This window comes from Limnobacter sp. SAORIC-580 (assembly GCF_013004065.1).
GTDB lineage: Bacteria > Pseudomonadota > Gammaproteobacteria > Burkholderiales > Burkholderiaceae_B > Limnobacter > Limnobacter profundi.
On the sequence record NZ_CP053084.1, the window covers coordinates 1,789,373 to 1,814,766 of the forward strand.

General features: G+C 51.4%; 20 protein-coding genes. 12 read left to right on the top strand and 8 right to left on the bottom strand.

Annotated features, from left to right (window positions below):
• Positions 1-9: 9 nt before the first annotated feature.
• Both HKT17_RS08360 and HKT17_RS08365 read right to left on the bottom strand, forming a co-directional pair.
• Entirely contained in the window at positions 10-780 is a 771-nt protein-coding gene (locus tag HKT17_RS08360) for an SDR family NAD(P)-dependent oxidoreductase (RefSeq protein ID WP_040513195.1), read from the bottom strand.
• 129 nt (positions 781-909) lie between these two features.
• Positions 910-1,806 carry a LysR family transcriptional regulator gene (locus HKT17_RS08365; RefSeq protein ID WP_171099256.1) on the bottom strand — a complete coding sequence of 299 codons (897 nt, stop codon included), beginning with the start codon at positions 1,804-1,806 and terminating at the stop codon, positions 910-912.
• 114 nt (positions 1,807-1,920) lie between these two features.
• Between HKT17_RS08365 and HKT17_RS08370 the strand changes: the two genes are divergently transcribed.
• Positions 1,921-2,883: a sodium-dependent bicarbonate transport family permease gene (locus HKT17_RS08370; protein ID WP_171099258.1), complete on the top strand. Its 963-nt coding sequence runs from the start codon at positions 1,921-1,923 to the stop codon at positions 2,881-2,883.
• Between the two features lie 93 nt (positions 2,884-2,976).
• Positions 2,977-3,474, top strand: a complete 498-nt coding sequence (locus HKT17_RS08375; protein ID WP_008250898.1) for a hypothetical protein — start codon at positions 2,977-2,979, stop codon at positions 3,472-3,474.
• A 438-nt stretch (positions 3,475-3,912) separates the two neighbouring features.
• Here HKT17_RS08375 and HKT17_RS08380 read toward each other — a convergent pair whose 3' ends face one another.
• Complete coding sequence (locus HKT17_RS08380) at positions 3,913-4,845, bottom strand: LysR family transcriptional regulator (protein WP_171099260.1); 933 nt, start codon at positions 4,843-4,845, stop codon at positions 3,913-3,915.
• 96 nt (positions 4,846-4,941) lie between these two features.
• On the opposite strand from HKT17_RS08380, the gene metE reads away from it, so the two are divergent.
• From metE to HKT17_RS08400, 4 genes are all read left to right on the top strand, one after another.
• Positions 4,942-7,290, top strand: a complete 2,349-nt coding sequence (gene metE / locus HKT17_RS08385; RefSeq protein ID WP_171099262.1) for a 5-methyltetrahydropteroyltriglutamate--homocysteine S-methyltransferase — start codon at positions 4,942-4,944, stop codon at positions 7,288-7,290.
• A gap of 80 nt (positions 7,291-7,370) precedes the next feature.
• A complete protein-coding gene (locus tag HKT17_RS08390; RefSeq protein WP_171099264.1) occupies positions 7,371-8,564 on the top strand; it encodes an acetyl-CoA C-acetyltransferase in 1,194 nt (397 codons plus the stop codon).
• Positions 8,565-8,582: 18 nt separating this feature from the next.
• Positions 8,583-10,346, top strand: coding sequence for a cation:proton antiporter domain-containing protein (locus HKT17_RS08395; RefSeq protein ID WP_240965749.1), 1,764 nt, complete (start codon positions 8,583-8,585; stop codon positions 10,344-10,346).
• Between the two features lies 1 nt (position 10,347).
• Positions 10,348-11,247, top strand: coding sequence for a mechanosensitive ion channel domain-containing protein (locus HKT17_RS08400; protein ID WP_171099266.1), 900 nt, complete (start codon positions 10,348-10,350; stop codon positions 11,245-11,247).
• On the opposite strand, the gene HKT17_RS08405 is transcribed toward HKT17_RS08400, so the two are convergent.
• Together HKT17_RS08405 and HKT17_RS08410 are read right to left on the bottom strand one after the other, a co-directional pair.
• A complete protein-coding gene (locus HKT17_RS08405) occupies positions 11,217-14,105 on the bottom strand; it encodes an EAL domain-containing protein (RefSeq protein ID WP_171099268.1) in 2,889 nt (962 codons plus the stop codon). The two genes, HKT17_RS08400 and HKT17_RS08405, sit on opposite strands and share 31 nt — an antisense overlap.
• A 5-nt stretch (positions 14,106-14,110) precedes the next feature.
• A complete protein-coding gene (locus HKT17_RS08410; protein WP_171099269.1) occupies positions 14,111-14,824 on the bottom strand; it encodes an N-acyl amino acid synthase FeeM domain-containing protein in 714 nt (237 codons plus the stop codon).
• Between the two features lie 192 nt (positions 14,825-15,016).
• Between HKT17_RS08410 and HKT17_RS08415 the strand changes: the two genes are divergently transcribed.
• Positions 15,017-16,240 (top strand): saccharopine dehydrogenase family protein, encoded by a 1,224-nt coding sequence (locus HKT17_RS08415; RefSeq protein WP_171099271.1) that lies wholly within the window; start codon positions 15,017-15,019, stop codon positions 16,238-16,240.
• 5 nt (positions 16,241-16,245) lie between these two features.
• Here the strand turns inward: HKT17_RS08415 and HKT17_RS08420 are convergent, their stop codons facing one another.
• The gene (locus HKT17_RS08420) at positions 16,246-17,295 is read right to left on the bottom strand and encodes an META domain-containing protein (RefSeq protein ID WP_171099272.1); all 1,050 of its coding nucleotides are present in this window, start codon (positions 17,293-17,295) and stop codon (positions 16,246-16,248) included.
• A gap of 145 nt (positions 17,296-17,440) precedes the next feature.
• On the opposite strand from HKT17_RS08420, the gene HKT17_RS08425 reads away from it, so the two are divergent.
• From HKT17_RS08425 to HKT17_RS08435, 3 genes are all read left to right on the top strand, one after another.
• Complete coding sequence (locus HKT17_RS08425) at positions 17,441-18,397, top strand: SMP-30/gluconolactonase/LRE family protein (protein ID WP_205882389.1); 957 nt, start codon at positions 17,441-17,443, stop codon at positions 18,395-18,397.
• Positions 18,398-18,490: 93 nt separating this feature from the next.
• A complete protein-coding gene (locus tag HKT17_RS08430; RefSeq protein ID WP_105029218.1) occupies positions 18,491-18,751 on the top strand; it encodes a hypothetical protein in 261 nt (86 codons plus the stop codon).
• Positions 18,752-18,770: 19 nt separating this feature from the next.
• Entirely contained in the window at positions 18,771-19,016 is a 246-nt protein-coding gene (locus tag HKT17_RS08435) for a hypothetical protein (protein ID WP_105029219.1), read from the top strand.
• 11 nt (positions 19,017-19,027) lie between these two features.
• On the opposite strand, the gene HKT17_RS08440 is transcribed toward HKT17_RS08435, so the two are convergent.
• Positions 19,028-19,690, bottom strand: a complete 663-nt coding sequence (locus tag HKT17_RS08440; RefSeq protein ID WP_105029220.1) for a hypothetical protein — start codon at positions 19,688-19,690, stop codon at positions 19,028-19,030.
• A gap of 329 nt (positions 19,691-20,019) precedes the next feature.
• Between HKT17_RS08440 and HKT17_RS08445 the strand changes: the two genes are divergently transcribed.
• On the top strand, positions 20,020-21,489 hold the full coding sequence (locus tag HKT17_RS08445; protein ID WP_171099277.1) for a NarK family nitrate/nitrite MFS transporter: 1,470 nt from the start codon (positions 20,020-20,022) through the stop codon (positions 21,487-21,489).
• Positions 21,490-21,514: 25 nt separating this feature from the next.
• Positions 21,515-23,233 (top strand): bifunctional protein-serine/threonine kinase/phosphatase, encoded by a 1,719-nt coding sequence (locus HKT17_RS08450; protein WP_171099279.1) that lies wholly within the window; start codon positions 21,515-21,517, stop codon positions 23,231-23,233.
• A gap of 8 nt (positions 23,234-23,241) precedes the next feature.
• Here HKT17_RS08450 and HKT17_RS08455 read toward each other — a convergent pair whose 3' ends face one another.
• Complete coding sequence (locus HKT17_RS08455) at positions 23,242-25,239, bottom strand: alkaline phosphatase D family protein (RefSeq protein WP_240965753.1); 1,998 nt, start codon at positions 25,237-25,239, stop codon at positions 23,242-23,244.
• Between the last annotated feature and the right edge of the window lie 155 nt (positions 25,240-25,394).

Genomic DNA, 25,394 nt, shown 5'->3' on the forward strand with positions numbered 1-25,394 from the left:
ATGCTTCTATTACTTCGCCTGCATGCGGATGCTGCCATCAATGCGGATGGTTTCACCGTTCAGGTAATTGTTTTCTACAATGCTGACGCAAAGGCGGCCGTATTCGGCAGGAGCGCCAAAACGCTTGGGATTTTGAACCATGGCAATCAGCGGTTGACGGTATTCTTCGGAAACGCCCTGCATCATCGGTGTATCGAAAATGCCTGGGGCAATCGTCATGACACGAATGCCGTAACGGCCCAAATCGCGGGCCATGGGCAAGGTCATGCCAACCACACCACCCTTGCTGGCTGAGTAGGCCGCTTGGCCGGTTTGGCCGTCAAATGCAGCAACAGACGCCGTGTTGATAATGACGCCGCGCTGGCCGTCTTCATCGGGTGCGTTCTTGGCCATGGCTTCAGCGGCCAGGCTTGCAATGTTGAAGGTACCAATCAGGTTGATGTTGATGGTTTTTGCGAAAGCTTCCAAAGGCAGTGCCTTGCTGTCGCGGTCCAGCGTTTTACCAGCGGTGCCCACGCCTGCACAATTCACTGCGATGTGAATGGCGCCAAACGCAGCCATGGTTGCATCAATACCCGCACGGGCTGAACCCGCATCGGCAACGTTCACTTTCTGAAAAATCACTTTGCCGGGGTGTGCGGCTTGCGCGGCCTTACCCGCCTCTTCGTTCATGTCGAACACGGCCACTTTCGCACCGGCAGCCACGAATTGTTCGACTGTTGACAAACCCAAGCCAGACGCACCACCGGTTACCACTGCCACCAAGTTATTCAGATTCATTGAAAAGTCTCCAAAACTGCTGTTTTTATGAAATAAATACTCCATTACCCGGAAGGTTAACGCAGAAAAGACCTGCACGGTGGAGGATGAATTCGAACGAACGTTCGTTTTTAATTTTTGATAAGAATTTCAACGCCCTTTCTTTAAATCTACATTTAAATAACGCCAGAAATCGGCAGCCACCGGCGAAGGTCGCTTGCCGTTGGGCCGCACCGTGTACCAGTTCGCGTGAATGGGAAAACTTTGCACATTCAATATTTGAAGGCCATCGGTCGCCGAACCAGCATTTAAAGCGTGTTCTGACAAAACTGCCAAACCCATACCGCCTTGCACAGCCTGTTTTATGGCCTCATTGCTGCCCAGTTCGAGCCGCACCGTGGGCTCGAAACCCAGGCTTTCAAAATGAGAATCGCACGCCAGGCGGGTTCCTGAACCCCTTTCCCGCAAAATAAACGGGGAGCGCGCCAATTCGGTGTGCTTGATACGCTTGCGCTGGGTTAAGGGGTGCTCAGCGGGTGCAACCACCTGCAAAGAATTGGTCATGAAAGCCCGGGCCTCCACGTCGAGATTGGCGGGCGGTTTGGACATGATGTAGAGATCATCCAGATTGTGCTCAAGCCTCTGAATAACGCCATTGCGGTTCAACACCTCCAGGGCAATTTCCACCTCTGGGTACTTTGCACAAAAGTCGCCCAGCAAGCGCGGCACAAAGTACTCAGCCGTGCTCACTACAGCCACGGTGAGCTTGCCGCGCCTGAAGCCTTTGATGTCATCAATACGCTGCTGAAAGCCTTCAAGTTCAGCCAGCATGGCGCGCGCTGTTGTTTCCAGCTCAAGGCCGGCGGGTGTCAGGTAGACCGCTTTGCCGATGACCTCGTACAAAGGCAAACCCACCGATTCGGCCAGCTCCTTCATTTGCATGGACACCGTGGGTTGGGTGACATGAAAATGCCGCGCAACCGCCGTGATGCTTTTAAATCGGGCCAACGCTGTGAACAGGTGAAGTTGCCTGAGGGTCAGGTTCATGCTTAAAAGCCTCGCTATTACATAACCTTTTGATGATGATATTTTCTTTTTTTCTGATTTTACATGATTGTTCATTGTGAATAGCATGGGCGCACTTTCAACATCCCGTGCATCATGAATAACTTCACCGACCCCGCCATTCTGTTCTTCCTCCTGGGTATCTTCAGCGGACTAGTCAAGTCCAATCTTGAAATTCCGGCACAGGTCAGTCGGTTCCTTTCCCTGTACCTGCTGATGGCCCTTGGCCTGAAAGGCGGCTTTGCCCTGCATGACTCGGGATTCAATACGCAAGTGCTGGGTGGTTTGGGAAGTGCTGTTGTACTGGCTGTTCTGGTGCCTTTGATCAGCTACCCAATCTTGAAGCGCTGCATTTCCGCTTTTGATGCAGCCGCGATTGCAGCCACCTATGGCTCGGTCAGCGCAGTTACTTTCATTACCGCTGTGCAGTTTCTGGAAAAATCTGACATTGCCTACGGTGGGCACATGGCTGCCGCCATGGCTTTGATGGAATCGCCCGCCATTATTCTGGCAGTGCTGTTTGCCAACATGGCGCGCAAACAGGGCCAAGGCGTCAATCCAAACGCGGTGCCCGGAAAAGGCTTTGCCCACTTGCTACAAGAATCGTTCACCGAAGGTGCACAACTGTTATTGTTAGGTGCCATGCTGATTGGCTACATGAGTGGCGCTGAGGGCAAACAGGCCATGCAACCCTTCACTGGCGACTTGTTCAAAGGAATGCTGGCTTTCTTCCTGCTCGACATGGGTTTGACCACAGCCAAACACCTTCCAAAATTAAAATCGGTCTCGCGCTGGATGATTGCTTACGCAGTGATCGCACCCATTGCACACGCCACCCTGGCCTGGCTTTTGGCCAAGGCCACAGGCGCCAGTGTGGGCGACACGGCTTTGCTGATGGTGCTGGCCGCCAGTGCTTCTTATATTGCTGTTCCTGCGGTGGTGAGTTATGCGATCCCCGAGGCAAACCCCAGCCTTTATGTGGGGCTTTCGCTGGGCATTACCTTTCCGTTAAATATTTTAGTGGGTATACCGGTATACGTTCAGTTGGCGGGCTGGTAAGCGGGCTAATCACAATGAGTGAATAGAAATCACTGAATTTGAACTCCCATGGTCGCTGGCTTACGCTTTTGCTCTTGATTTCATGGAGCCAACATGCCAACCAAAGCCATTTGTCATTATTTTCATCGAGATATCATCATTCCCACGCTCAAAACAATGAATATGGGAGGCGAAAATATCTCTGAACTATTACTTGGAACAGCATTGGTTGAAAGCCGATTAACCTGGCGAAAACAGATGGGAAATGGACCGGCCCGCGGCTTGTATCAAATGGAAATGGCAACGCATGACGACATTTGGAACAATTATCTCAGCTATCGTAAACCTCTTGCCGACAAGGTGTTGCAATTCAAAACAAGCCACAAAGCCAACTCGGAAGAGGAGCTTATTAACAACGATCTGTATGCAACAGCCATGGCACGCATACATTACGCCCGAGTGAAAGAAGCAATCCCTGCCACGGGAGACATTGTAGGCATGGCCAATTACTGGAAAAAATACTACAACACGATTTTAGGCAAAGGATTCCCCGACAAATATGTTGAGGTGTGGAATCAAACGGTGGGGGAGCTGGTTTGTGATGTTAAATAAATTCGTAGCTCTCACAATATTAGGTAGCACACAGATACCTTCACTTTCGGCCGAGCAAATTCAGTTTATCGAGGGCCCTACAATTTATATTTCTGAAACGAACGGCCTGAAGGTCAATCAAGATGCCCACACCACTTTTGAGTCTTTTGTCAGAAACTGGTCGCAGTTTGAAATACTGATCGATAAAAACCTTTTTCCAATCAAAGCACCCAATTGCAAACAAACAATTCAGCTCCGGTTCAAAGGCATCGAACCAATAAAAAACGAAACTAACCAAGTTCAAAAATCTCGATGGGAATTACTGGAGCGACTAAGAACAAACAATATTGAAGACACAACTCCAGTGTTCCTAAAGATTGACACTAGGCACTACATCAACAGGTCGGCCAACGGAAAATATACCCTTGAATATTGCAACGTATTTGTGGAATAAGTTTTCTAGTCATCACCCAACAACTCAATTCCATCGAGTTCACGGGCGCACACTTCACGCATCACCGCCACAAAATCAGCGGTGTAGTGCTTACCGGCAATCGCTTTGGGCAAAGCTGCGTACAAGGTTGACATCAAACCCTTTCTACCCAAAGGCACCTGGGCCACATAACCGCGGTCCACGTAGCCTTTCACCGCCCAGGCTGGCAAGGCTGAAAGCCCGCGTTTGCTGGCCACCAATTGCAACAGCGCCACGGTCAGTTCACTGCTGCGGCGTTTCACCTGCACACCCGCGGGCATCAAAAAATGCTTGATCACGTCCAGCATGTCGTCGGGTACCGGGTAGGTTAACAAGGTTTCACCAGCGAAATCAGTGGGCTTTAAATAAGCACGTTTGGCCAGCTTTGAATCCACAGGCACCAGGCCAACCATTTCAAACCGGAATAGCGGGAAGGAAACAATGCCCTCTTCCTCGCAAAGCTCGGACACAATTGCCAGTTCCGCATCGCCCTTGTGCAGCAGCCCCACCGGGTCGGCATGAAAACCGGAAACAATGTCCAGTTCCACTTCTGGCCACCGGTTACGGTACACGTCCATTGATGGCATCAGCCAGTCAAAGCAGGTGTGGCATTCAACGGCCACACGCAGTGGGCCGCCTGCCCCCTGCTTCATTTGTAGAATATCCAGTTCGGCCTGGTCAACCTGCCCCAGCACCTGGCCTGCAAGCTGCAATAGTCGTTGCCCAACAACACTGAATCGGCTTTGGCCGCCTTGCTTGTACACCAGTTCTTCGCCGAACCAGTCTTCCAGCGCCTTGACTTGATGCGACACCGCACTTTGGGTAATGCACAGCACATCGGCCGCACGGCTAAGGCTGCCGGTTTGTTCAATGGCCTGTAGGGTACGCAGGTGGCGCAATTCCAGAATACTTTTTGACATGAATTATATTCACTATTTTCGATAATATTATTCGTTTGAATAATACTCTGTTTATGCCGATCATGATGTTTTAATTGCCACACAAGAAGAAACTCCATGATTAAAACGCACACCCTGGGTTTTCCCAGAATCGGTGAAAACCGTGAATTGAAATTTGCGCTAGAAAGCCACTGGCGCGGCGAAACCACGGAGGAAGAACTGCGCGCCACCGCGCACGAATTGCGCCTGAAACACTGGCAAGCACAAATTGATTCCGGGCTTGATTTCATCACTGTAGGCGACTTTGCTTTTTACGATCAAATGGCAGACCACATTCAATTGCTGGGTTGCGAGCCCGCACGGTTTGAGTTCAAGGCTGAACAATCGAAGCTGCAACGCTACTTCACCATGGTTCGTGGAAAATCAACCGAGAACCACAGCTGCGCCCATGTTCACGAAACCTGGGCACTGGAAATGACCAAATGGTTCGACACAAACTACCACTACATGGTGCCAGAGTTCACTTCAAGCACGGTGTTCAAAGCGCATACAGCAAGCCTTGTAGAGCAAATTGAACAAGCCAAAACCTTGAATCATCCCATCAAGGTCAGCCTGATCGGTCCACTCACTTTTCTGTATCAGGGCAAAAGCAAACAGACTGGTTTTGAGCAGTTCGATCTACTTGAAAAACTGCTGCCTGTGTACGGACAAATTCTGGCTGAACTTAAAGCACATGGAATTGAATGGGTGCAACTGGATGAACCTGTATTGGGACTGGATTTGCCCGGCAATTACCTGGCGGCCTTCGAGCGCAGCTACCTGCAACTGAAAAGCAGCAGCATAAAAATTTTGCTGGCCACTTACTTTTCAACCACGCAGGGGCACACCAGCCCTGTGTGCAAACTGCCTGTGGATGGTTTGCACATTGACTGCGTGCGTGCCGAAGAAGACTTGCCCTTGGTACTGGACTGGCTACCCAATTACAAGGTGCTGTCCTTGGGTTTGATCGACGGACGCAATATTTGGAAAACTGACCTGGAAGCCGCACTCAACAAAATAAGCAAAACTTTTGATGCTGGCAAAGGTGAGGTATGGCTCGCACCCAGTTGTTCGCTGTTGCATGTGCCCTACCGGTTCAACAACGACACCACCGTGAATCCGCAGGTATTGCCCTGGCTGGCCGGCGCGATTGAAAAGCTCGAAGAACTTGAACTTCTGAAGCAGGCCGCCAAAACACAACTACAAGGCAAAACACTGACAGGTGCTTTGGCCACTTTGTGGAATGAGCACCAAACCACAGTAAAACAGCGCACGCAAAGCCCGCTGTTGAACAATGCAGAAGTCAAGGCCCGCCTTGCAGCACTGGCCCCAACAGCTGACCAACGTGGCAGCGAATTTGCCATTCGCCAGCAAGTGCAGCGCGAGCGTTTTAAGCTGCCTGCCTTCCCGACCACCACAATAGGTTCGTTTCCACAAACCAAAAATATTCGTAACTTGCGCGCACGGTTCAAGAAAAACGAAATTGACGAAACCACCTATTGGCAGCACATTAGCCAGGAAATTCGCCAAGCGATCGAGTTTCAAGAACGGATTGGGTTGGACGTACTCGTACATGGTGAAGCCGAGCGCAATGACATGGTGGAATATTTTGGCGAGCAACTGGAAGGCTTTACTTTCTCAGCCAACGGTTGGGTACAAAGCTATGGTTCACGTTGCGTAAAGCCGCCAATTCTGTTTGGTGATGTATCTCGCCCCAAAGCAATGACAGTGGATGTCGCCCGCTTTGCCCAAAGCCTGAGTGAAAAACCTGTAAAAGGTATGCTCACAGGCCCGGTTACCATTTTGCAGTGGAGCTTCGTGCGCAACGACCAGGCCCGCGCCACCACCGCTCTGCAAATTGCACTGGCCATACGCGATGAAGTGGCCGAACTTGAAGCAGCGGGCATTGGCATGATTCAAATTGACGAGCCGGCCTACCGCGAAGGTTTGCCTTTGCGCAAAGCACGCTGGGACGAGTATTTGAACTGGGCCAGCAAAGCCTTCCGCATTTCAGCCAGCCCCGTTCGAAATGACACGCAAATTCATACGCACATGTGTTATTCCGAATTCAACGATATTCTGCCCGCCATTGCGGCCATGGATGCCGATGTGATTACCATTGAAACCAGCCGTTCTGACATGGAACTGTTGCGTGGATTTGGTGAATTCCATTACCCCAATGAAATTGGTCCGGGTGTCTACGACATTCACTCGCCCCGCGTACCGGGCCAGGATGAAATTGTTCGCCTGATCCGCAAAGCCGCGCAGGTTATTCCACCCGAAAACCTGTGGGTGAACCCCGATTGCGGCCTGAAAACACGTGGCTGGGAAGAAACCGAGGCGGCTTTGGCTGTGATGGTGAAGGCGACACAGGTATTGCGGGACGAACTGCAAGCTGAAAACCGGTCTGAAAAAACTGCTGCATAATTGCTGCACAGGGGGTTAAAAACCCCGTGGGCACGGGAAAATAGGATTAATAACACCTATTTTCCCGGAGACCCCAAACCATGAAGCACGACCCCATCGTGATCGTATCTGCCGCCCGCACCCCCATGGGCGGTTTTCAGGGCAGCATGTCTGGTTTTACAGCCGGCGAACTGGGCGCACACGCCATTCAACAAGCCGTGTTGCGCGCTGGGCACCCCACCCTTTCTGAAAAAGTGGATGAAGTGATCATGGGATGTGTGTTGCCAGCAGGCCAGGGGCAAGCACCAGCCCGCCAGGCCGCGCTCACCGCCGGTTTGCCATTGAGCAGCGCCTGCACCACGATCAACAAAATGTGTGGTTCGGGCATGAAAGCCATCATGATGGCGCACGACAGCCTGTTGGCTGGCAGCACCCAAGTGGCGGTGGCAGGCGGCATGGAAAGCATGAGCAATGCACCCTACCTGCTGCCCAAAGCGCGCAGCGGCATGCGCATGGGCCATGGGCAGGTGATGGACCACATGTTTCTCGATGGCCTGGAAGACGCCTATGACAAAGGCAGACTAATGGGCAGCTTTGCTGAAGAATGCGCTGACCAATATCGCTTTACCCGCCAGGCGCAGGACGAATTCGCAATTCGCTCACTGGCACGCGCCAAACAAGCCACGGAAGACGGCAGTTTTCAATGGGAAATTGCCCCAATCGAAGTGGCCAGCCGCAAAGGCACGGAAGTCGTCAGCACCGATGAACAGCCCCTGAAAGCAGACCCGGCCAAGATACCCACGTTGAAACCTGCCTTTCGACGTGACGGCGGCACGGTCACTGCTGCCAACAGTTCATCCATTTCCGATGGCGCAGCCGCGGTTGTGATGATGAAACAAAGCCATGCAGAAAAGCTGGGAATCAAGCCCTTGGCGCGCATACTGGGGCACAGCACCCATGCGCAAAAGCCTAGTTTGTTTACCACCGCGCCGGTTGGTGCGTTACAAGGGCTGTTTGAAAAAATCGGCCTGAACGCCGCACAGGTTGACTTGTTTGAAATCAACGAAGCATTTGCTGTGGTGACCATGGCTGCAATGGCTGACTTGAACCTGCCCGCGGACAAAGTGAATATTCACGGCGGCGCGTGTGCTTTGGGTCACCCCATTGGTGCCAGCGGCGCCCGAATTGTATGCACCTTGATCGGTGCATTGAAAAAGACAAACGGAAAAATCGGCGTGGCCAGTTTGTGCATTGGGGGTGGCGAAGCCACGGCACTGGCGATCGAACTGATCTAAAAACATCGAGAGACAAAAATGATGGAAAGTGTTGTTTACTTTTTGCTGGCTGCCGCCCTGGCGGTGCCCCTGTTCAAGAAATTGGGCTTGGGCGCAATTTTGGGTTATCTGGCTGCCGGCGTGGTCATCGGCCCCCAAGTGCTGGGGCTGATCGACGACCCGGAAAAGGTGCTGCACTTCTCTGAAATTGGCGTTATCTTGCTGCTGTTTGTCATTGGGCTGGAACTGGAGCCCGCCAAGCTTTGGGCCATGCGTGCGCAAGTACTCTTGCTGGGTTCGGGCCAGTTGTTCATTACTGCGGGCATCATTTACGGGGTGCTGGCATTCCTGTTCGAGATGAACAGCAATGCGGCCTTGGTCATCGCCCTGGCTTTGGGCCTTTCCTCAACGGCGTTCGCCATTCAATTGATGGCCGACAAAGGTATCTTGGGCAATGAAGACGGCCGGCGTGGTTTTTCCATGTTGCTGTTTCAAGACCTGGCGGTCGTTCCCATTCTGTTTGCCGTGCAGGCCTTGGCCCCAATAGAGCCCGACACCGACCCCGGACAGTGGTGGCTTGCACCCGCGGCCATTCTCGGGTTGATTGTATTTGCGCGTTTTCTGATCAATCCCGCCCTGCACTTTTTATCCCGCTACGGCGGACGTGAAATCATGACTGTGGTGGCCTTGTTGATTGTATTGGGCGCTGCGGTGGTGATGGAACATGCCAACCTCTCCATGGGTTTGGGTGCTTTCATGGCCGGCATGATGCTGGCCAACTCCTCATTTCGGCATCAGCTTGAAGCCGACGTAGAGCCCTTTAAGGGCTTAAGCCTGGGTCTGTTTTTCATCTCGATTGGCATGACCTTGAATTTCGGTCTGCTGGTTGAATCTCCACTCACTGTGATGTTCGGCACCTTGGGCCTGATGTCATTGAAAGCACTGGTCATCATCGGCCTGGTCATGCTGGCAGGCGTTCCTTTCCCGCGTGGCCTGATGCTGGGTTTGATGTTGTGTCAGGGCGGTGAATTCGGTTTCGTGATCATGGCGCAAGCCATGGATCTTCGTTTGCTGGGCGAAGGCACAGCAGGCATGGTCAATTTGATGATCGGTATTTCCATGGCGCTGACTGCACCGGCGGTGTTGTGGTTTGAAAAATTCACCGACAAGCAAATTGCAAAAGCGCCCGAGAACATCGAAAAGTTTGACAGCAGCGAATCAGAAGCACTTATTCTCGGGTTCGGCCGGTTTGGGCAGGTTACTGGCCGTATTCTGGCGGCCAATCAAATTCACTTCACTGCGCTGGACAAGAACGCCGAGCACATTGAGTTCGTCAAGAAATTCGGCAATCAAGTGTATTACGGCGATGCCTCGCGTGCCGAAGTTCTTGAAGCTGCGGGTATTTCAAAGGTTCGCACCGTGATTGTGGCCATTGATGATCCGAAGATGTCGCAAGCCATTGTTGAGTTCATTGTTCATCATTACCCAAAAATCACCATCATCGCCCGTGCGCACAATCGAAACGATTACCTCGCACTGAAGGCAGCAGGTGCGCATTCGGTGATCCGTGAATTGTTCGCTGGCGCACTGGAGGCAGCCACCGAGGCGCTGCATGCACTGGGGTACAGCGACGGCCAAGCCATGCAGAAAGCAGAAACATTCAAGCAACACGATGAAAGCCTGTTGAACAAGCAAGCCAAAGTGCTGGGCGACAGCGAGAAAGTAATTGAAATAGGTCGACAGGGGCGCGAGGAACTGGAAGCCATATTCCAGCAAGATCAACGGGCAGCAAACAGAAGCTAAGATGGAAATTCTTCAATTTTTCAAAGACCTCGAACCCACGGTTGAACAGGTTTTCAATTTTCTCGAAGGCCGGCTTGGCAAGCTGGTCCTGTCGATCGCAATATTGATGTTGGCCACCACGATCAACCGCTTCATGCACTGGCGGCTGCTTCGGGAAACCAATGGAGCCACACCTCAAACGGGCAATGTGCGGGCCACTTGGGTTCGACGTAAAAACATTGTATGGGTCACTGCCCTGTTGCTGGTACTTGCTTTGTGGTCAGGGCAAATTACCGGTTTTCTGATTTCCCTGGCGGCCATTGGTGGTGCGCTGTTGATTGTCAGCAAAGAATTCATTTTGTGCCTGTGGGGTGCTTTGGTTATTTCCCTGAACAAAAGCCTTCGCATTGGCAGCACGATTGAAGTGGGCCAATTCACGGGGCAGTTGGTGAATACAGGTTTTGTAACCTTCGAACTGGCTGAAATTGGTCCGTCGAAAAAACAAACTGGCCGCCTGCTGACATTGCCCAACAGCCTCGTATTCACGCAAGCCATGAAAAACCTTTCAGTGTATGGCTCCTACGGCATTCACCTGATCGACTTCAACTTTGACAAGTCTGTAAAAATTCAGGCTGCGGAATCGCTTGCGCTGAAACTGGCCGACGAGGCTGGAAAACACTGGATAGAGGAAGCCGAACGCCATTTTTCAGCAATTGAACGTGACAATTTTGTCGATTTGCCCAAGGCCAGGCCTGAAGTGTTCTGGGCCAGCATCGACGAAAAATGCCTGCGCATGACCCTGCGGTTTGCCTGCCCCCTAAACAAGCGGGGGCAACTTGAAAAGTCAATCGTGAAACGGTTCTGGGTGGAGTATGGTGAATTGACCAGCGTTCAGGCAGACACCGATTCCAAAACAGATTGAACCAGACGTGCCCGGTTTTGATCGGGCATCAATTCCAGTGTGCTGTTCAAGTTCAGGAAACGCTCGCATTCTACTGCAGGGGATACCAGGTAACCCTGCACATAATCAACGCCAAGTTCTTTGACTTCTCGCAGGGTATGTAAATCCTCCACCCACTCGGCCACACATTTGCAACCCAGATCGTGGGCCAAACCCACAATGGCAGTAATCACGGCATGGCTTTCCGTGCTGTGGCAAATGTTCTTCACAATCGATCCATCAATCTTGATGACATCTGCGTGCAGGTCCATCGCGTACCGGAAATTGCTGTACCCGGCACCAAAATCGTCCAGTGCAATGCGCACGCCCAGGCTGCGCACCTGTTCAATGAAATTCTGAACCGCCTGAAGATTGATCACCGAACCAACTTCTGTAATTTCGAGGCACAACTTTGAGGCGTGCTGCTGATGTACGCGAATCAACGCCAACGTGTCCTGTAGAAAAATTTCATCGTTCAAAGAACCGGGTGAGACATTGATGCTCAACACGCTCAACTTGTTTAACTGCTGTGCATGCTGAGCCAGAAAATCGAGTGTATGGCTTAATACCCAATTGTCCAGAAACGCGGTGTGCCCACCCCGCTCACAGGCCTCAATCAAAAACCCGGCCGATCCAAGCTTGCCGTTCTCATCCTTGATCCGTAACAGGGCTTCCGCATACAAGGGTCCGTTGTGCTCATTCAAAGCCAGTATGGGTTGCCACGCCAGGGTCAAACCAGTGGGCAATTTTTGATCATCGAGCCTGCGAATGGTTCTGGATTGATCAAGTAAACTGCGGGTCTGGTTTTGCTCAAACACCACCCGCTCAACCTTGTTGTTGCGTTTGGCCTTGAACTTGGACTCACGCATGGACATTTCAACGGTTTCCATGACATCGAGCACGTTGTCAACCAGCCCCTGAAATACCAGTGTAGCCAGCACAGAGGTTTGAATACTTCTGCCGTCAAATTGAAACGGCACTGAATCCAGCCTGTACAAAAATGCATTGAAGGCTTCTTCTGCACGCTCCGTGTCGTTCTGATGAATCATGATTGCGAATTGATCAACATGCAGCCGTGCAATCTCGCCATGGGCGTTCATGTGGCGATACAGCTCAGTGTGAAAGGCTCGAAGCAACTGGTCAGACACCGCAAGGCCATATGCGCTGATCAAACGCGAAAACTGTTGAATATCGACACAAAAGAAAGTGAAACTGGCCGCACGCTTGTTCAGCTTGTTGTGAATAATGTTTTGCAGCCCACGTCGATTCAGGGCGCCAGTCAATTCATCGTGTGTGGCCTGGTACTGCAAGGCCAACTCACGGTCTTTTCTGGCTGTAAAGTCCGCTACCACGCCCACGAGTTCCCGGTGATCGCGACTAACCACCAGCTCATACCAACGTGTTTGCCCCTCACCCACCACAACAGGCAATTCACGCCGTGATGATTTGCCGGGTTGCTCCAGCAAATTAAAAAGCGCAGCAAGGCGCTGCGGCTGAAGAAAGTCGAGCGTGGGCATGCCCTCCCGATTCAGGAACAAATCGGTGAACTGTTTGTTGAAGTGGATCAATTGACCATGGCGCGTGCAAGTAAACATGGCTGACGGCGCAATATCAAAAACACTCTCCAGGCGCTCGTGGGCCTGTTTTATTTCCTGTGCTGCCAACTGTTGTTGCCATTGTGCTTTCCTTAAAAACTCGGCCAAGGCAACAGCAGTCATGAGGCTGGCCAGCACCGTGACCGAGGCACTGTTGAAATACTGCAGCAGAAAACGTTGATCAAACCAGGCTGACAAAACTTCAGCCACTGCACCAGCCAAGGAAATCAACATCGCCGCGAGGTAGTAAATTGCAACGCGGTCACGTTTCTCCAGAAAATTCTGGATTACTACCCAAGCCACAGCCGAGGCTGCAACCAAGCTCATGGGCCAAAACAACTCCAGAAAGGTGCGGTACGGAGAGAACAGCGCCAGGGCAGTGAGAATTACACTGGCACACTGCAGGGCGCGCAATACACCCAACCACGATTCTCGGCAAATGTTTTCAAACAGGTGCCACACAATCAGCACTGTTGAGGTGAAGTACATGGCCAAGGCCAGCATGCGGGCCCGCATGAGCGGCTCAGATTTCAAATCAAAACCAAAAATTGAATGGTCCCAACCTTCCGACAATGCCACCAATCGAAGACTGGCAAACAGCCAGAACCCGTAACTGACAAACAGTACGCTGCGGGTCATGAACGCGGCAACTGCCACCATGCCGATCATGAGATAAAGAACACCCTCAAGAAAACTTTGGCGGCGTTCGGAGACCAGAATGGTTTCATTGAAATTTGCAGCTGTTTGCAAACCAATTTCAAGACTGGCGGGCCCGATGAACTTGAACTGGCAAAGTACACCTTGCAGATTGACAGGATTTGTCAGGTTTGCTGACACCACACGCCCCTGGTTTGTCTCCAGCTGAATTTCCTGCAAGGTGCCGTTGGGGTATGCAAGCCAGCAGCTGGACTGCACCACATGCCGTGATCTGAAAAAAATTTGTTCATACTGTTGTGCCATGGTTTGCGACACATTTGCATAAACCCAATAGGGCGTCTCTTTCAAGTGGGTGCGCAGCACAGTCTGCTCAGCTTGGTTTTTTAATTGTTCTACTACATTGAACAAACTGCCCTGCACATCTTCTTCAGCAAGGCTCGAGAATACCAGTGGCACTTCAGGGGGGCTGTTCTCGCCAAGCACCGACAAGTTGACAAAAGACACCAGCAGAAAAAAACTCAACAACACCACCGACAGAAAGGGCACCCAAGGTGTTTTCTGAAATGAGTCTGCGACAGCAATAGGCATGGAAATCATCCGATAGAGCGCAATTGATTTTGCGTTTCCAGTTGCAAGGTACGCATCTGAATGTTTTGCAACAAATCAGGATGAGAGCTGGAGAAATAAACTGAGTGGAGCGGATTCGCGCTTAATAACCAGCGTGCCTCGATATGAAATACATCAAACCAGAGAATTCGGTGAGGAATCATGCCAATGTGCTTCATGGCCACAAACTCATCAGGCTGAAGCACATCATCCAGATCAAACCGTCGGTACTGCCTGTCCACCGGGTAACGTACACAAAGAAAACATCGGTCCACCAAATTCGCCCTGCTGTACCAGTAGGCCGCTTTGATCAACATCAACCTCAATGCCAAACCATTCGAACGCGCAGGTATGGCCAGCCTCGATACCTCGGCAATTCGCCCTGTTCTCAGGGCCTTGGGCAATGCATATGACTCCTCAAGGCGAAGCTGCTGCTGATTGGCAATTTGAACCCGCACAGTGCCAATGCAACTTCCATCCAACTTTGAAAAAGCCAGAAGCACGGCAAAGTCGGGGTTGCGATCATCGGCATCGGGTACAGCCAGCTTTTCACCCAGCAAAGGCAGATGCTTTCCGTAAGCGATTTGACGGGCTTTGGCGGCCAGCTCAAGTTCACGGTCGTTTTGTGCAATCGCAATCCAGAATGGCAACAATTGGGAGCTTGGATCGAACAAAAAGTTGACTGCTGAAAGACTGGCCATGGGGTTCTCCGATGAATGGATTCACCTTAAATATTCCACATCCAATTTGCGTCCCCCCGATCGGGTTAAAGCTTCGGTCACTCCCTATCACCCTTAGGGCCTAGAAATAATCGGTATTCGGAATATCAATACAAGGTTTATCGAGTGTGAGAGAATCTGGCAAAACACAATAAATTCAGGAGATACAGCGCAATGAAAAAGAAAGAATTCGACGTGATCGTGTTCGGGGCAAGCAGCTTCGTCGGTCAAATTTTGGTGCAGTACCTGTGGAAGCGCCATGGCTTGAATGGCGAGATCAAATGGGCGATTGCGGGGCGCGATGCCGACAAACTGGCAGTGTTGAAAAACCGCTTGGGTGAGCAGGCCCGAGAGCTTCCGACCATTTTGGCCAATGCCGGTAAAGAAACTGATTTGCGAAATCTGTGTGCAAAAACCAGGGTTGTGGTTTCAACAGTGGGCCCTTACGCTTTGTATGGTTCCGATTTGGTGAAAGTGTGTGCTGAAACCGGCACCGACTACTGCGACCTCACCGGTGAAGTGCAATGGATTGCACGGATGATTGAAGCCCACGAAGACACCGCCAAACAAAGCGGTGCACGCATTGTGCATTGCTGCGGTTTCGATTCAATTCCTTCTGATTTGGGCGTGCTGTTTCTACAGAAGGCGGCCAGCGTTCAATATGGTGAACCTTGCCAACAAATACGCATGCGGGTCAGGAAACTGAAGGGTGAATTTTCAGGTGGCACCGTGGCCAGCATGATCAACGTAACGCGCGAAGTTGCGGCTGACCGTTCACTGGCGAAGAAACTGGCCAACCCATACTTGATATCCCCTGCCCGCCTGGCTGCACGCCAGCCCAATGTAAGCTTCGCAGAATTTGACCCAGTGGCAAAAAGCTGGCTGGCACCTTTTGTTATGGCGGGTATTAATACGCGCGTGGTTCATCGAAGCAATGCGCTGCAAAATTATGGATACGGAAAAGAATTCAAGTACGACGAAGCGATGATGACCGGAAATGGATTCAAAGGCCGCATGACTGCGATGGGACTGGCCAGCGGCATGGCTGGGTTTTTGATCGGTGCAGCACTGCCGCCAACCCGTTGGGTGCTTGAAAAATTCGTGGTTCCCAAACCTGGCGAAGGCCCCAGTGAAACTTCGCAGCAACGCGGCTCTTATGACCTGCGCTTTTATGGCACCACCAGCAAGGGCAATACTTTGACAGCCAAAGTAACAGGCGATATGGACCCGGGTTATGGCTCAACCGGAAAAATGCTGGGCGAGGCTGCGGTGTGCCTGGCCCTGGACATTCAAAACCACGCTGGCGGGTTCTGGACACCCGCCTCACTGATGGGCGAACAACTGATAAGCCGATTGCAACAGCATGCGGGCCTTACTTTCGAGCTGTTGCAGAATTAAACAACTTAACGCACTTCAAACCTGGCCAGCAAACGCCCAAGCTGGTCATACAACTCCATACGCTGACCCAGAATATTCCAGCTTCTGACCTGGGTCAGCGTGTCAATCAGTTCAGTATCTACATTACCCTCGCTTAAGCAGGCCATGCGTGTGGCAGCAACCAGGCTCAATTGAACAAAACTCCCGTCGAGTGCATACGTACCAAGCAACTGGTTACAACCCCCTGAGCCACTCAGCCGGTTGTTATCCACATGCAACATCAAACCCGGTGCACGGCCGGTTTCAGGCAACACCACTGGCTTTCCCTGCAGTTGTACCAGCGTCCAGAATTGATTTTCCAATTTGGCCGAGCGCAGGTGTTTGGGGCAATTGCCACTTGCAATGTTCTCAAAGCGCAGGGGGTGCAAACTTGGTGTAAGTTTATCCCCCTCCATCGATTGCGCAGGCTTGATATGACCATACACAGTCGCAAGCAGTGCCTGCCCGGGTTCTTCACGAAGTTGCAAATAAGCATTCTCAAGTTTTGCATTGTCACCCATGGCAACCACGGGCAAGTTCAGGCCACTTGCACATTCAATAAAACGGCCAGCATCGGCAAAATAGCGATAAAGCCCCGTGAGCGGAAACAACTTCAAGTCTGGTACATCCGCAGTTGCGGTGCGATTCAAGCTGTAATTCAAGGTCGAAAAAATGGTGCGCGCTTCAAGATCCAGCATTTCAATTTCGTCAGCTGACTTCACCCGAAAATAACGCAACTCGGAATTTTGCCCCTGCGTCACCAAAATGTTTCCGTAATGCGACATCACCCAACGTCCCAAATCGCTGGCTTGATTGGGCAAAGGTTGCCCCACATAAAATTGGCGGGAGAAAAAAGTACCGTCGGCCTGCAAGGTAATGTTTGTCTGAATACCTTCGCAACTGGCACAAGGCAAGGTGCCTGAAAATGTGGCGGGTAACTGGGGTAAGGGCACAGGGACAGCAGCAGTTGCGTTAACCGGGCCTGAGTGCCAGAAAACAAAAGCCATCAATACACACGCCCAGAGTTTCTCGAACATGGGGATTTGCTCCTGCGATGTTGTTGATTCTTGATTATTACATCCAAACATTTGCACTCAAAGTACAAGCTTCATCTCATGGGGAATTTGATACATGCAATCTGGAACACGTCTTTGTTGGTCGCTCCTTGTTTTTCTGCCGTTTGTGGTTGCATGCACGGGCGAAGAGCCCACTGCCCTGCCAACAACTCGCACCAATGCATCATCACTGGAACAAAACAGTCCTTGCTTTAACAATGCTTGTGCCAGTTTGCAGGAATTGCTGACCGTTCCGGATGCAGAGAACATGATTTTCTCGGCTGAAGGCAGGCTGTTTGTGTCCGGCGGGCAATCCGTGATTGAGGTGGTTAAAGTTGCCGATGAATTCGCGGCTCAAACCGTTTCCAGCGGGGTGTGCAACTTCACGGGTTTGGCGATTGCCAGGAATACCCTTTACGCCAATTGTGGCGACGGCACTTTGTGGGCAGGCAGCTTGAACAAATCCCCAATGACGATTTCACCGGTATTTGACTATGACAGCATGGGGTTGGCCAATGGACTAACCAGCAGTGCAGACGGCCAAACACTGTATGCAGTGGATGGACCGATTGCTACCAATGCCCTGCCCACTCCAAAAATTGTGAAACTGAAAGTTGCTGCCAACAACCCGCTGCAAGTGGAGAATCAAACGACATGGCTAGACCTGGCAGGTCGTTTTCCAAATGGCATTCAACGCCGGGGAAATCTGCTGTACTTTACTGATTCTGAAATACCAAACCTGGGCCGCTTGAATGTAGTGCCAATTCAACAGGATGGATCTGCCGGAATGCCATTGGTGCTGGCCACGCTGGAAAGCCTGCCGGACGACTTTTCAATTCTTCCCGATGGTTTCGCCGTTACCTACTTTTTAACGGGACAGGTCATTAAACTCAACTTTCTCGGCGAGCAAGTGGATGCCTTCAACCCACTGACCTTTTCAACCGGCACTTCGCAGGTCATGCAAGGCCGGCCACCACTGTTCTCCGGCACTGACTTGCTGGTGACTGAAAAAGGAATTCTGGGCGAACAAAGTAGCCCAGTAGGTAATAAATTGACTGTGGTGCGCAAGACAAGTACCAACTAAACACCGAGCAAGCCTAGAACTGCAAAAAGCACTTGTATTGATAATGATTATCATTTACGATGAATTCTCATTTGTATCAATCGGGAGTTCTTCATGCAGCAGGAAAACTGTACAGCTCAACTGGGTCAATGGTTAGCGGGCAGCGAAAACGGTTCAGTCTATTACTGTCAGGAAACCGGGGTGGTATCCCTCTGTCTTCACTACATGACCATGCGCTTTGAAGCCACTGCCTTTCGGGATTTGCTGGGCATGATGGGCTTTGCACAAGCCGAAATTCAACGAATCAAACAAGCTTTGGAGCAACCCACCCTGCAAGGCCACAACCGGCAGCATGCAGGTGGCGCGCTTCACTGATTCATGAAGGAATTGCCCCATGAAAGCCGCAGTGTGCATGAATAAATCGATGGATACCTTGCTGATTGAAAACGACGCCTTGTGCAGGCAACTGGCCAAACTGCAAGCACGCGCCAGTGAATTGATTCAAAAGCGATCGGCCGAAGTGGAGCAATTGACCACAGTGGTGGAGTACTTGAGTGCAGAACTTCACGACCGTGAAGCGATGATTTTGTTTTTGCGGGCCAAGCTTCAGGAGTTCAGGAAAATCGCTGAACTCCAGTAAGCAGCCCCTGATTAATTGGTTTGGAGGTAACCAAAATCAAATTTGTGCATGTCGTCATCCACACGTACCGTCACTGTGATGTCTTGCGCACTGCTGGCCGATAACTTTCGGGCCACAATAATTTCACCTTGTGTTTGCTCACCCGGGCGCACCACCTTCGGTTTCAAACTGTACTTTTGAATTCGGTCAAAGTCGGCAAAGGCTTGCTGCACATCAAGTCTGTCATTGAAATCGGTTTGAAACAGAAAACCGCTTCCGTGAAAACCCCTGTGAAAAGGTGAGTGATAAAACGGGCTGTAAAAAATTGGGGCCCTGAAACCGTAGAAAGAAAGTCGGTTTTGCACATCCTGAATTTGTGCCTCGTAACTGACCACAGTGGCCGGCTCGCCATTGAAAGTCACCGTGACGTTTTCCGTCGAAAACTCAACTGGAAACTTGCCGTTGTTCACAAAAGTTACGTTAAAACGAGGGTTATCAAATTGACGCATCGAGTTGTACACCGAGCCCACCTGCACCATGTGTTTTTTGCTCGAACTCAAAGACTCAAAACCCTGGTTTTGAACTGGCACCTGGTTCTCGGCCACCACTGGCCGAACGCTGTACATGGAGGCACATGCGCTCAAGAGCAATGCAGACCCCACCACCACACCTGTTGACACGCTGAACATACGCATTTGAATCACCTTTCTGCTACTTAAGTTGCTGCTAAAAACTGACGGACCACTCGATGTTATTTTATCCATATTGCATAGACCTTGACAGGTTTTCTTGGTTCACGGTTTGTTCGCTGGCACAGTTTCTGCATTGCAACATTCATACACACAGTTTTCGCCTCCAAAGCTGGAAATCGAGACTGTCTGGGAGAGTTAAGCGCACCTTTTAGGTGCAACTGACTTTCATATGCAGCAAAAACGGGCAAAGGCGCTCACTCACCAAGTCAATCCACAGATTGATTCGATGGGTGGGCGCTTTTTATTTTGAATTCCAAAAAGAGCCATTCGTCATGAACGACCACGCCAAACTGAATCTGTTCTCTTTTGCCGGGAAAATGAAAATCCTGCACATGAGCTGGATTGCATTTTTCATCACTTTTTTCGTGTGGTTCAACCACGCACCCATGCTCGGCGCCATTGCTGAATCGCTGAGCTTGAGCAAAGAACAGGTTAAAACACTGTTGATTTTGAATGTGGCACTGACCATTCCCGCACGCATATTGATTGGCATGCTGACCGACAAATTTGGCCCCCGCCTGGTTTACGCGGTGCTTCTGTTTGTGTCGTCCATTCCCTGCTTCATGTTTGCGCTTTCAACTGACTTTGCACAGGCCGCCATTTCCCGATTTCTATTGGGCTTTATCGGTGCCGGGTTCGTGATCGGTATTCGCATGGTCAGTGAATGGTTTCCAGCCCACCAGCTGGGTACGGCCGAAGGTATTTATGGCGGTTGGGGTAACTTTGGGTCGGCAGGTGCAGCCATGGTGCTGCCCACACTGGCCTTGTTGCTGGGCGGGCCTGACGGCTGGCGCTATGCAATTGCAATTACTGGTGTAATTTGCCTCTTGTTCAGCTTTGTGTGGTACTTCAATGTGAGCGACACCCCAAAGGGCTCTACCTACTTCAAACCCAAGAAAAGCGGTGGCATGGAAGTAACAAGTGTCAGCGATTTCTACTTCATGCTGCTGATGAAACTGCCCATGTATGCAGCATTGGCTTTGTTAACCTGGAAATTGTCTCCAGAAGGTGTCAGCATGCTCAGCAGTGCTGCAGCCAACACCATTTATGGCGTTCTGCTGTTGATTCTTGTGTACGACTGCTACGGTGCATACAAAGTAAACAGCGATATTTTCAAAACCCCGGTGCCTGAATTGCACCGCTACAAATTCAAACAAGTGGCTGTGTTGAACGTACTCTATTTCGCCACATTTGGTTCTGAATTGGCTGTGGTGTCGATGTTGCCATTGTTCTACTCAGAAACCTTTTCGCTCAGCCCTGTGTACGCGGGCCTTGTGGCCTCCATGTACGCCTTCATGAACCTGATGTCACGCCCTGGCGGTGGCTGGATCAGCGACAAATTTGGACGAAAACGCACGCTGTTGATTCTCACAGCAGGATTGGCCGTCGGCTATGCGCTGATGGGCTTAACCAACTCCAGCTGGCCATTGTGGTTGGCCGTGATTACTACCATGGCCTGTTCATTTTTCGTGCAGGCTGGCGAAGGGGCTGTGTTCGCCGCAGTGCCCTTGATCAAACGCCGCCTGACCGGCCAAATTGCAGGCATGACAGGTGCATACGGCAATGTAGGTGCAGTGGTTTATCTCACGGTGTTGTCGTTTGTCAGCTATCAGGCATTCTTCTTCGTGATTGCCTTAACTGCTGTGGTGGGTTTTATTACACTGCTGTTCATGGAAGAACCACAGGGGCACATGGCCGAAGTCAAAGAAGACGGTACAGTTGAACTGATTCGCGTGGGATAAATAGACAACAACAAGCAAAGGCGCCATGAGCAGTACATTGCAAGTTCGGTTTGGTGGTCATTCCATCGCAGGCCAAAAGCCTGTGAATCAGGATGCCTTTGCCGCGTGGTGTGGGCAAGCTGAATCGAACTTGCTCAAAGGTGCTGCGGCGGCCATTGCCGATGGCGTGAGCAGTTGCGCCGATTCCCATGTGGCCAGCCAAACGGCGGTAACCAGTTTTCTTGACGACTATGCTTCCACGCCCTACACCTGGAGCGTTCAAAAGTCAGCCCGGCAAATTATTTCCGGCTTGAATGCCTGGATTTATCAGCAAAATACCAACCGGGCCAGCCACAACGACAGCCTGTTGACCACCTTCAGTGCGGTGGTGTTGAAATCCAATACCCTGCACTGTTTTCATGTGGGTGATTCGCGGGTATACCACGTGCGTGGCGATACAATTGAGCGCCTCACCCAGGACCATGTACGTACTGAACGGGGGCAGGAGTATTTGTCGCGCGCACTGGGCGCAGACCGGCATCTGGAACTGGACTACAGCACCCATGAATTGCAGGTGGGTGATTTGGTATTGCTGAGCACCGATGGAGTTCACGGCGTGCTGAAGCGCTCAGAAATGCTTGATTTGATTACAGAGCATGGCACTACCGATTTGGAACTACTTGCCAAAAGCATGGTTCAGGCAGCGTTGCATGCTGGCAGCGACGACAACCTGACTGTGTTGTTGATGGCCATCGACGCCCTGCCCCATGAAACGCTGGATGAGGTGCACCGCAAGTTGACACAATTGCCCATACCGCCAGTGCTTCAGGTGGGCAATAAAATAGATGGCTATGAAGTATTTGAAATTATTTTCAGCGGAACCCGCAGCCACATGTACCGCGTGCGCGACATGGAAACCGGCGAACAATTCACGCTGAAAACACCCTCACTGAATTTCTCCGAGGACGCGATGTACCTGAGCGGTTTTGTTCGGGAAGAATGGGTGGGACAAAGCGTGCAGCATGTAAATGTAATGCGAACCCATGTGCCCAAACGCCCGAAGCAGTTTTTGTACTATCTGGGCGAATACATTGAAGGCATTAACCTGCGGGAATGGATGTATGACAACCCCAAACCCAGTGTGGACGCTGTGCGTCGCATTGTAAAACAAGTGGTGGCGGGGCTGCGAGCATTTCAGCGCGCCGACATGGTGCACCAGGACATCAAGCCCGAGAACATCATGATTGACGCAACCGGCTGCGTGAAAATTCTCGACTTCGGTACGGTATTGATTGCCGGTGCCGATGAACTGATTTCACCACTGGACAAATCGGTACCGCAAGGCAGCGTGAATTATGTGGCCCCAGAGTACTTGATGGGTGAAGTAGGTACTTTCAAATCAGATTTGTTTTCACTGGCCGTGGTGGTGTATGAAATGCTGACGGGTAGCTTGCCGTTTGCAGAAAAAGCGGTGAAACAGCTTGAACTGAAAAGCTATGGCGAGATGCGCTACATTCCAGCCAACCAAGCACGCCGTGATTTACCGCTGTGGGTAGAGGCCTGCCTGCGCAAAGCGCTTCAACCCAACCCACGGTATCGCTACGATGCACTCAGTGAATTTTTGCAAGACCTGACCGTGCCCAACACCAAGCTGGAAGCCAGCGTGGCCAAGCAACCCCTGATTGAAAAAAACCCGGTGTTGCTGTGGCAAGTGCTGGCGGCAATTTTGCTGGTGCTGAATTTGATGCAGCTGCTGATCAACTAATTTGCCAACTACCGTGCCAGTATCTGAGCTGGCATGGGAGCCAAAGGCGCTGCCCGTGAACTGCTGCTGGGTTGAACAGGCATACCGTGCAAGGTGACTGAATCAACCTGGTTTTTGAATCGCGGCGTGGGCAAACGTGTGGGCTCATCATTTGCAAAACTCACCATTTGTACACCCAACACATCAGGCGCATTGTCTTGCAGCTTGTTTTGCCACCAGCATTCAAACACGGCTTTGTCTTGCTCCAGTTGCACAATGCCGTAACCGTGTTCTACCCATTCCATGAACTGCACGTGCTTGTTGCCCAGCATGGTAGCGGCCTCAATGGCACGGCTTGCGGCCACGTGAACAGCAAATGGACTGCCAGGCAAAGCATTGGCCACGATTTCATCAGCGCCGCCCCGCCCCATTGAAGAAGGTGCAAATTCAATAGCGGCTGAAGCGGCGCGCAAATTCACACCAGGCAAATTGGCCGTGGCTGCCCGCTGAAAGCCTGCTGCAATATTTTCTGGAGATGTCCCCTGCCTCAAAGTGGGCAAAGGTGGTGCCACTTGATATTGATTCAGCAATGCCGTTTGATCATCTTCCACAACATCAGAAATCCAGTTACCGTGCATGTCGCCGGAGACAAACACGGTGCCGTTTACTGAAGGAACATCGGCTGTGCCGCGCAATTGCGAAATCAACAAATTTCGCTCGGTGTTGTAATCGTTCCAGCGCACAGGCAATGGCACAACCGGCGAGCCCACCACATTGGGCACCACCCAAGGCGCAATCCAGGTTTGGTTGTTCAGCACCTTCCACACCACACCTTCCGTTTCATCTTTGCGAAGTTGTGAAAGTAGCCAGTCAAACTGTGTTTTTCCAAACAAGGTGGGTGTACCTTCCGGCAAATGCGATGCATCGGCTTGCAAACCATACCCGGGTAAATAACTTTGCGTGTCCAGCGCTCGAATGCTGGCCAGTGGGCCAAAGTTCAAACTGCGGTACACCAGCAAAGGATCAACTGGTGCGGGGTATTCAGTGTCAGGATAAAAAATGAATTCACCGCTGCCATCGGCTTTGACCGGGCGGGACGGGGTCCATTCCCAAAAGGCGCGTGTGGTGTCTAGCAAGGTACAAGTGGACTCAACACCCTCCGGCAAAGTGGTGGGCAATTCATTGCCAAACCCAGGGTCGATGTCGTGGTTGTCCCAAGTAATGAACCAGGGGTGTTGCTGGTGCGCGGCCATCAAGTTGGGGTCTGAACGAAACAGTGCATAGCGCCTTCTGCACTCGTCAATGTTCAGCCAGTCGCGATAATCTACATAGGTGGTGTCTTCAATGTCTCGCCTTGCCCGAACCTGTTCGTCTTCGTCGACAAAATCGTAAATGTAATCGCCACAGTGAATTACCAAATCCAGGTCTTCACGTTTTGCAATGGCGCCGTATCCGCTCCAGGTACTTGACCAGTAACTGGAACAGGACACCACTGCCAGTCGAATGGCTGAGACCATGTCAGCTGGCGCAGTACGCGTGCGCCCCACAATACTGCTGTGTGGTCCGGTTTTAAATTGATAGTAGTAAGTGGTGGCGGGCTGCAAACCCTGAGCGTCTACTTTCAAAGTGTAATCGTGCTCTGCCACCACACGCTGTGTGCCACGGCGCACTACATTTTGCATGTCGGCTGTAGTGCTCACCAGCCAGCGCACCTGCACACCTTGGGGCGGGTATTCCGGCAAGGTAATTCGGGTCCACAAAATAACGCGGTCCGCCAGGGGATCGCCACTGGCCACGCCATGCGCGAATGGCATGGCCAATACCATTGGAAAATCAAAACTGGCAGGCTCGAATCCGGGCTGTGGCAAAGCCTGTTCGAATTCATTGCTTGAAACTGGCGAACCAGTGCCTGGATCAGAGGGCCCTACAGGCCCGCCAGGATTGGTGCCCACCAACAAATCATCGCCACCTCCGCAACCCACCAATGTACTGGCTGCCATCACTTTCAACACATCCCGCCGCTTCATCCCGTCACCTTTACTTCGTTCTTCTAGCTTGTACTGCCCAAAGCCCGGAAAGGATTGAAAACACAAAAGAGCAGGCTTACTAGATGACTCGTCTTGAATTTGAAATGTGTCAAAGAAGTGGCTGTTCACACTGAGTACTTTACCCAAACCATGAA